Below are 8,617 nucleotides of genomic sequence, written 5' to 3'. Positions count from 1 at the left end.
GCGGCAGCATAGTGCTGGGCGATGTAACCGTGTTCATCGGCGGGTAAGTAGTATGGTTTGTGGTTACTGAACCCAATCTATCCCCATCAGCGTCAGCGCGCTCACCAACTCAGCATCTTTAAACGAGCGATGATGTGGTGATTCAACCCCGGCCATGGGCATCAGCTACTTACCTTCCGTGATGTATAAAATTCGACATGTACCCGTTGGGTCTGAGCACAACCACGACAGCCCAGGCGTCCCGACTTAAACGACAGGTAAACCTGATGCCCATACCGATTAACAATGCCGGCCCGGTACTGCTGCAAGGCTATATCAAACCGCTGTTTTCCCGGCTGGAGCTGACTGAAAACGATGTGTTTGTCAGCGACAGCGCGCAACGCCGAGCAGTGCATTACTTGCAGTTTCTGGTAACAGGTGACACTCAAACCCCAGAGCACTACGTGACGCTGAAGAAACTGCTGTGCGGTATTGCTCTGGATACGCCTCTGGAGTCATCCATTGATATCAGCGATGCAGAAAAAGAGCTGTGCCATGGCTTGCTGAGCGCACTCATTGGATATTGGCCGGAGGCGGGCAGCACCAGCATTGATGGTTTCAGGGGTAATTGGTTGGTGAGGGACGGATCATTGGCTGATGCCAAGGATCATTGGGATGTGACCGTGGAGCGACGGGCCTACGATCTTTTACTAGCGCGTTCACCGTATTCATACTCCGTTATCAAACTTCCCTGGATGGAAAAGGCAATTTATGTCACTTGGCCAACGTGATGGTTGTCACCAAGCAGTTGCCTGAGGCGAACAACGGGCTATTTGTTTTCATGAATCTGTAAGGACACACGAATGAATACTTATAACGATAATCTGCAAGACACGGTTAATAAGACCCTGGCGGTATTATCGACGGGGCAGGCCCGGCTAAACGCCGAGAAAGTCGCGAACGACTACCTGCTTTACAATGCTCAAGGCGTGGAGATAAAAGCCTATGAGACGCAGCTTGAAACGGCCGGTCTTGAGGAACTTGGCCGGAATATCAATCACCTAGTTCTGCTCAGTGAGTTGCAAATCAGCGACCTGCAACTGTCCGCTACAGGGGCCAACGATAGGATCGCTCTGAGCGTCACCAACATGGCGACCGCAGCAGCTAGCGTCAATATTGCCTCCAACGCCGTCGTCGCATTGGCTGCCGATATTGGAGCGGCCTTGAACAATACAATAGCCTCACTGCTTGACACGGAGGTGTACCGACAAGTAGCGCATGCCAATAGTTGTATCAATAAAGTTGCCAGCGAAGCCGAGGCGCTGTCCAGGCTGGCCATGGACGCCTCTAGCAAAGCATCGGAAGTCATCATTCAGTCTGTGCTGAACGAGACTGCGGACGTCAGGTCCGCGCTCGATATTCTTTTTGCGGCGAGCCAGGCGACATTAGCCGATTTTTCCAGCCGGCTGATCGCTGACAACGCTGCTGCGGGTCAGGCGTTAACTTTGGAACGTCAGGCCGAGGGCGGCGTAAAGGCTATTGATAGCCTGATGAAAGCCAATAGACGTGCCTATCAGAACGCAAATTCCCAGCTCAACATGGGGCTGACAATTGAGGTTTATAGCGGTTCTGAAATTGGCGTTTCGTTCCACAACTGGTCTGCGCCGATGCCAGCTTCCGAAGACGCTGAGCCCAAAAATCTCAAGTTCCTTGCCGACAAACCTTATCGCTTGATGTTATTGCCATTTGAGCAAGCGACCACGTTCACCATCGACCAGGCTGAGCAACTGCTTGAGCGCAATCGCCGCGATGATTATTTGTTGGAGAATAACGACCAGCAGCCTATCAAGGTAATACTGAAAAAGGACGTCAACGGCGACCCTGTGTCACCCGGCAAGCGCTATGTTGCGTACCTGCATATTGAACTTTCCATGGAGTACCGACGTTCGATCGACAATTTCGCAAACCTTCTTACCTCGCCCAGCTTGCCGTTTATTCCGGCTACAGACCTGCCATTGGCAAGAAAGTCCGGGAGCCATACAGCGGCTGCTTCCGCGACCGAGAGCGTGTTGACGACCCTGCATTTCAGCACTACTGGTAACGAACTTGGCCACAAGAAACTGGAGTTTCGTTGCATCCTGATTGAAGAGCCTGTTGTGCATGAAGAGTCCTTGATGCGCGATGTCCCCTTCCGAAAAGCGTCTATCTACTTCAACAAGGATATTGCGCTGCAGGTAGCACCCTCTAACTATGTGACGGCGGAACCTATCAGCGCCAGCGAGGCGTCCGGGAAAAAAAGTCCAGAGGATGCCGCAGTCGATGAGGCTCAGTCTGAAAGCACGATCGATAAGCAGCCCGATAACGGTCGCGGGGATCATTACAGTGTTTCCATTTATCCGACCACCACCGACAATTTTGGCAACGTGCTCAAACCGAAGGCTACTTACAAGCCCTACATCCTGACCGTGATCAACAGCGAAACAAACGATCATGGCGACGAGTATGTGAGCGCGCTGTCATCCGCGCTGGATGCCATAACACTGCCAGCCAATCATTAATTATTCTTGTACGGGGAGACATGAAATGATTCACGACTCTATGGTGGATGGCATCGCAGTAAACCAGTCCAAGGACATTCAGCACCTGACGAATCAGGTCTCGCTCGCTCAAAATCGCGTTGCTCAGCATCAGGTGATTGTCGATGCTATACAGGCGAAGTCCAACCAGTTCACCGCGCTTCTGTTTCAGGCTGAACACAGTCAAGCCAGCGCATTGAGCAACTACAAACGGGGCAAGGATTTGGTCTCCGGCGTTGATAGCCTGGCGAAAAACTATGAATTGGCCAAGGAGCAGGGGAGCAGGGTCGCAACGGACATTTCACTGCTATCCAAAAACATGTCGAGCCTTATCAATATGCTGATTTTTTCCGTTGAGGTCATCAACAAGGCCACGCAAATTGTCAGCAAGCAGAAAGCTTTGAATCCGCTGGTGCCGGACACTTTGGTGGCGTTCATGTCCAAGTCGACCAGCGACGCCAACAATGCCGTGGCGTTAACCCTGACTGCACTGCAAAGCTGTTATGTGGCTGAATCGACGCTGCTGGAGTCTCATAACATTATCAATTTGGCGGCGGATCAGGTGATCGTCCTCCAGTCGAAAATAAAGTCTGGCTGGAACGTATCAATGGGCGTGCCGGAAGCTGAGCTGTCTGGTGTTGGCGCAGATGCTTCGGCCAATAGTGGCGTAGCAGCGTCGTTGAATCTGTTCTATCGCAACGCCGTCAAAAGTTACAAGGCGGCGCTGGTGAACGGCGATAACGTCAGCCAGCAACTTGCGCATGCTCAGTCCCAACTGGCATTCGCTACGGTGAAGTTGAGTTCATTGCAGGCGGGCCTTAGAGCTGCCACGGCAGCGGCTTATGCTGCGTAAGTCAGATGCGGCGAGGCGGACTGTTCCACTGCCACCCCGTCGATTGAACTTGAGCCCATAGAATGGGGTTGAACCAAGTGTTCTTCTCCTGGGCCGACATGAGCCTGGAGGATGTTGAATTGCTGGTCGGATAGTTGACTTGATAGCTGTCTGCGATAACTAAGGAAGGCCAACGATGTACAGCCATACGCAAAATCTCGATGCCTTGTACCGTGAGCTGGACTGGTCGGTTGCCGTCATCGATCAGGTAGTTTCCCGTTATCTGAAGCAGGATGGCCATGAGCAATCTGCTGAGGAAATTCCCGCCCCCGAGCTGGACCCTGAAAGCATTTATGGGTGCCAAATACAGGACTGGCAACTCGACCGCCATGAGCGTCTAGCGCTGGCCCTCGCTCTGGCCCCGCATTTGCGACCTGAAGCACTGGATATCTTTTTTGGAGTCAACGGTGTCAGCGGCCGTGGCTTCACTGAGTTTGGCGGCCATACCGAAAAGGCCTTCAACGGTTTCCTGCCGACCGGGCAGACGCTGGCGTTCCTGCTCAGCGCCAACGACCCGCTCAGCCGTCTGGAAGCGCTACGCATCCTCTCCCCGCAGCATCGCTTTGCCGCGCAACAGCTACTCACTTTGGAGCGTAGCGACGATAAAGTGCCGCTGATGGCGGGTGTGCTGTCGATGTCCGAGCAGTGGCTGCATTACCTGCTGACGGGCTAACAGGTGCGTCTGGAACTGAGCCCCGCGTTTCCCGCCAGTCCGATGACTACGCCGTTGCAATGGTCCGATCTGGTCCTGGACTACAGCGTGGCAGCACAGGTGGGAGAGGTCCGTACCTGGCTTGCCCACGGCCAGACGCTGATGCAGGACTGGGGGCTGGGCAATAAGGTTAAGCCAGGTTTTCGCGCAGTCTTCTACGGCCCGTCCGGCACCGGCAAAACCCTGACCGCCGCCTTGCTGGGCAAAGTCAGCGGGCGCGAGGTGTATCGGGTGGACTTGTCTATGATGGTGTCGAAATATATGGATGAAACCGAAAAAAATCTCGGCAAGGTATTCGATGTTGCCCGTTACAAGAACTGGATTTTGTTCTTCGACGAAGCCGACGCGCTATTCGGCAAGCGCACCAGCGCGTCGACCTCCAACGATCGTCCTGCCAACCAACTAGCTGGCTATTTGCTGCAATGCATCGAAAGCTTCCCCGGTACCGTCCTCCTCGCCACCAACCTCAAGGCCAATATGGACGAAGCCTTCACCCGGCGCGTTCAGTCGATGATCCACTTCACCATGCCCTCAGCGGCGCAACGCTTGCAGCTGTGGATAAACGCGTTCGACGGCGTTTGCGAACTGGAGGCCGATGTCGACTTGCCGCAATTGGCCAACGACCACGAACTGGCTGGCGGCGCCATCATCAACGTCCTGCGCTACTGCGCCCTCAATGCCATCAGCCGTAACAGTCGCACAGTGAGCAGTAGCGATTTGCTGGACGGCATCAAACGCGAGCTGCGCAAAGATAACAAAACCATACAAGTCGGCAGGAGCCAAGCGTCATGAGTGAACTTATTCCCCAGAGCAAGAAAAAAACTGCCAGCGTCAATGCCGATCCCGTCCTCCAACGGCAGAGCGCGGCAGTGCTGCAGGACAATCGCACATCGGCGGTACAGGCCAAAGAAGCATCACCTAATAACACGGGTCTGCCGAACCAGCTTAAGGCCGGGATTGAATCCCTCTCGGGCATGAGCATGGACCATGTGAAGGTTCACTATAACTCCGAGAAACCGGCGCAATTGAATGCCCATGCCTATGCGCAGGGGAGTGAAATTCATCTGGCTTCCGGGCAGGAGAAGCATTTGCCGCATGAGGCGTGGCATGTGGTGCTGCAGGCGCAGGGGCGGGTTAGGCCGACTCGGCAGATGAAGGGTATGGCGGTCAACGACAATCCCGGGCTGGAAGCTGAGGCGGATGCAATGGGCGCGCGGGCCAAGCCCTGTGGAAAGTAGCCAAGGGAAATACCGACACGTCCTCCGCCCCCCGGACACAGAGCCGGACCAGTCGCGCGTCGATGGGACTTGAAGATGAAACTCCTATGGCCTACTTATCCGGCGCAACGGCTTCTGCCTTTGACTTAAGCGTTTGGAGTCCGAACGCTTCAAAACCTCGCCCGACACTCACTGACGAGGCCCAATCAAAAAGCCGCTAATCTTAATCCGCGGCTTTCCGATAGAACTCAGTAACTAACTGACGCCTATAGCTTAAATATCAGTCCACCCACTCCATACCCATCAGCATCAACGCACTCACCAGCTCTCGAATACTGTCAAAGCGTCGACCGCTGATGTACGGCCATTTCGGTCTTTCGATATAAAAATGCCCGCCATCCGATTTGATCGGCGTACGTACAAGCACGTTCTCCCCGCTGCGGTGAATCAACACTGGCTCGGCAGTATTGTCGATAGTGAACATACCTACCCGAACCAGCCGCTCGTCAGACGTGTCCGGCGCTACTTCTGCCGGGCGTGTCTCCATCTGCAGCCGGAAGTCGCTTTGAACGCGGCCCGCGTCACGACCTAGGTTGTCTATCATGTCTCGGCCAGGGTCCACTTCGACACCCTTGGATTGGCCCTTGGGGACGTCTTCAATCTTCAGGCCGATGGCGCCGTCCAGTTCGCTGACACCTGGCACTCCTTTGAACGTATTGGCATGGCTGTTACCCACCAAGGCTACCCATCGACTCGGGCCCCGGGCAGCTTGGTCGGCGCGGATAACGCTAGAGGAGAAAAAGTTCATCATTTTTTGCCGAAGCGTTTCGCTAGGATCGGGCATTCCGGCTAGCCGGTAGCTGGCCATACAATCTATCGCTTGGATGCGAATATGATTTTCGTTTGCCGTTTTGATCAGTGCCAAAAACGTATACCGCCCGCTGGGGTCTGTACGGTGGCCGCCATCAAGACTGTCAATGTAACGCTTAAGGCCTTTCGGCATTTTGCCCGTACGGGCAAAAAGGTCGAGGTCCGCTTGATGGAAGTCTGTAAGCAGGTGTTCCATGTACAGGGTTTTCACCTTGAGCTTAGCCAGTTGCGGCATGTTCTCAATCAAAATCTGTTTGCTGCCGATGCTTGAGTGGTTTTCTCCGATGACCAAGCCAGAGCTTTTTTCGAACATCTTTTTAAACAAGGTTTTACCCTTGGTTGTCGCCTCCAGCACGGGCATTTCTGGCCGCGGTGGTAGTTCAAGTTTTGCGTAGAACGCATCGGCGTCCGCAGATAAACGCAGTCTGGTGGCCCTGAATCGCACATAAGGATCGCGCCAGCCCGGTGCCAGGCTTACGTTCTGACCGCTGAGCACGTTTTGGGATGCCCCCTCCGCGGCGGCGCGTAAATCTGCTTTCTCCAACTCCACTACATCGTACGGGTTGATAACTGGCTCGACCTCAGGGGCGATCGTGGCTGCACGGCCCCAAGGCAGTTTACCGAGGATCTTGCCGCCGCCTTTTAGCCCATTGGCCAACACCGGCTCCCATTCGCCAGTGGCATTCAAGCGCACGGGCAAATTTCGGTAAAACGAGAAAGGATTGGAGGGGTCGATCATCACCCAGCTTTTAATCTCATTGGAATAGCGCACTGCATAGGCGAAGTCATCCATTGAAATGTACGTTTCGCCGTTCTCCAGGATGTAAATGCCGCGCATCCTGCCCTTGTTCAATGGCGTGTAGCTATCGAGCAATACGTTGGTTTCGAAGGGCGCCAACAGTGCATCACTTTGCACCGGGTACACCGGACCGGGTGCCAATGATTCAAGCTCAGCGACGAGGCTGGTGTGTTCAATCGGTTCGATGGGGTTAATCCCTTCCTCGGGTACGATTACTTCCAGTGTCGCTTCGCCTTCTGCAGATGCCCCTCCGGCCCCGATAAGAAAAAGGCTATTGAACAGCGCATCCACGCTGCTGAGAATCGCACCAATGACACCTGCTTTACGCTCTGCGGTGGTGTGGCCATTAACTGCTTGATCGATGTTCAGACCCGTATTGGTCAGGCCCGCACCCACTGCCACCAATGCAACGGGCCAATCGAGCGCGGCTACTCCACCGGCGATCCGCGAGAAGTTATTCAGAAAGCCAATCCACAGTTGCTTTCTCAGGTCGCTATTGGAGTGCACGGAAAAGTACGCGTCTGCCATCATTCGATCTTTTGCCGCGTCACGCATCCATGTAAAGGCGTCTCCGGCAATGGGTTGATCACTTTGGTTGAGAATGCCTGGACCGGGGGCTCCCCACTGACTGAACAGCAGGTCGATCATGTTGTTCAAGCCAATGGAGCTGTTGTCTTGTACATGGCTGGACAAGGGGAAGTGCGCCATAAACGCGGCGCGGTTCTGCGCTCTGTTGGTCTGCGACATGATCCACCACTGAAGGTCGTCCGGCGTTTCGAACACATGGAACGCATCAATGTCGCCAGGCACATAGACTATTTGCCTGCCGTGCTGGTCGATGATGCGCACTATATTGCTGGCAGCAATGCCATCTATATCAAGCACGCACACACGTAGGTTATTGGCACCAGGCGCTTCGGATCTGAGCATCTCCAGACTTATGGGCCCGGAAACATCTCCACAGACGGCGCTGATGACGGTGTTGAAGTTTTTTGCTGTCAGCCGGCCACCGTCGCGTTCCTCCAGTGCGCGGGCGATGAAGTTGGCTTTGGCCATGGTCCGGAAGTCATCGGCGTAGTCCTGCCAGAAAGATTGCCGTTTTGCGGCATAGCGGCTGCTGAAATCAATCTCCCAAAGGTCGCTCAACACCTCGGCAGGCAGCAGCCTGACTTCATTGGTTTCATTGAAAACCTTGGCCGATGGACCAGCGGTGTAAAAGCCTCCAATCACTTGAAGGTCGAGCGCATTGTCCTGGTCGTGGGCGTTGAAACGGCGCATGACCAATTGCGGCAGCGTCAGGGATTCAATGGGTGGGTCGTAATGTTGCCAGCCGCTGAATGTCCGTGGGCTACTGACTGAAGTGGAAAATCGGTGCCAATAAACATGATCGGGTTCAAGGTCGGCCCCGGTGCGTTTACGAAGGATTTCCTTCGCCGCGTCCCGCGCCATTTCGAGCATGTCCGGGCAGGCCTCTACCAGTCGCTGGCCCATGATTTTAAGTGCTGCTTCGTCGGGCGATGCGCCGGTCGATTGTTGGAACGGTTTAAACGAGTGCATTTTTTCATCCGTGAA

At 54.5% G+C, this 8,617-nt stretch carries 7 protein-coding genes; 6 read left to right on the top strand and 1 reads right to left on the bottom strand.

The window, feature by feature from the left end; genetic code table 11:
- Nucleotides 1-197: 197 nt before the first annotated feature.
- From M0974_RS18680 to M0974_RS18655, 6 genes are all read left to right on the top strand, one after another.
- A complete protein-coding gene (locus M0974_RS18680; protein WP_367279036.1) occupies nucleotides 198-770 on the top strand; it encodes a contractile injection system tape measure protein in 573 nt (190 codons plus the stop codon).
- Between the two features lie 72 nt (nucleotides 771-842).
- Nucleotides 843-2,537, top strand: coding sequence for a hypothetical protein (locus M0974_RS18675; protein WP_297839989.1), 1,695 nt, complete (start codon nucleotides 843-845; stop codon nucleotides 2,535-2,537).
- 25 nt (nucleotides 2,538-2,562) lie between these two features.
- Complete coding sequence (locus M0974_RS18670; RefSeq protein WP_297839987.1) at nucleotides 2,563-3,408, top strand: hypothetical protein; 846 nt, start codon at nucleotides 2,563-2,565, stop codon at nucleotides 3,406-3,408.
- A gap of 175 nt (nucleotides 3,409-3,583) precedes the next feature.
- Nucleotides 3,584-4,120, top strand: a complete 537-nt coding sequence (locus tag M0974_RS18665; RefSeq protein ID WP_297839985.1) for a hypothetical protein — start codon at nucleotides 3,584-3,586, stop codon at nucleotides 4,118-4,120.
- 3 nt (nucleotides 4,121-4,123) lie between these two features.
- A complete protein-coding gene (locus M0974_RS18660) occupies nucleotides 4,124-4,951 on the top strand; it encodes an ATP-binding protein (protein ID WP_297839982.1) in 828 nt (275 codons plus the stop codon).
- A complete protein-coding gene (locus M0974_RS18655; RefSeq protein ID WP_297839979.1) occupies nucleotides 4,948-5,397 on the top strand; it encodes a DUF4157 domain-containing protein in 450 nt (149 codons plus the stop codon). Before M0974_RS18660 ends, M0974_RS18655 begins: the two co-directional genes overlap by 4 nt.
- Nucleotides 5,398-5,656: 259 nt before the next feature.
- Here M0974_RS18655 and M0974_RS18650 read toward each other — a convergent pair whose 3' ends face one another.
- On the bottom strand, nucleotides 5,657-8,602 hold the full coding sequence (locus M0974_RS18650; RefSeq protein ID WP_297839976.1) for a membrane-targeted effector domain-containing toxin: 2,946 nt from the start codon (nucleotides 8,600-8,602) through the stop codon (nucleotides 5,657-5,659).
- Nucleotides 8,603-8,617 lie beyond the last annotated feature (15 nt).

This window comes from Pseudomonas sp. (genome assembly GCF_026224925.1).
In the GTDB taxonomy this organism is placed as follows: domain Bacteria; phylum Pseudomonadota; class Gammaproteobacteria; order Pseudomonadales; family Pseudomonadaceae; genus Aquipseudomonas.
Note: the sequence above shows the minus strand (reverse complement) of the source record. Positions and strands in the feature narration are given on the sequence as shown.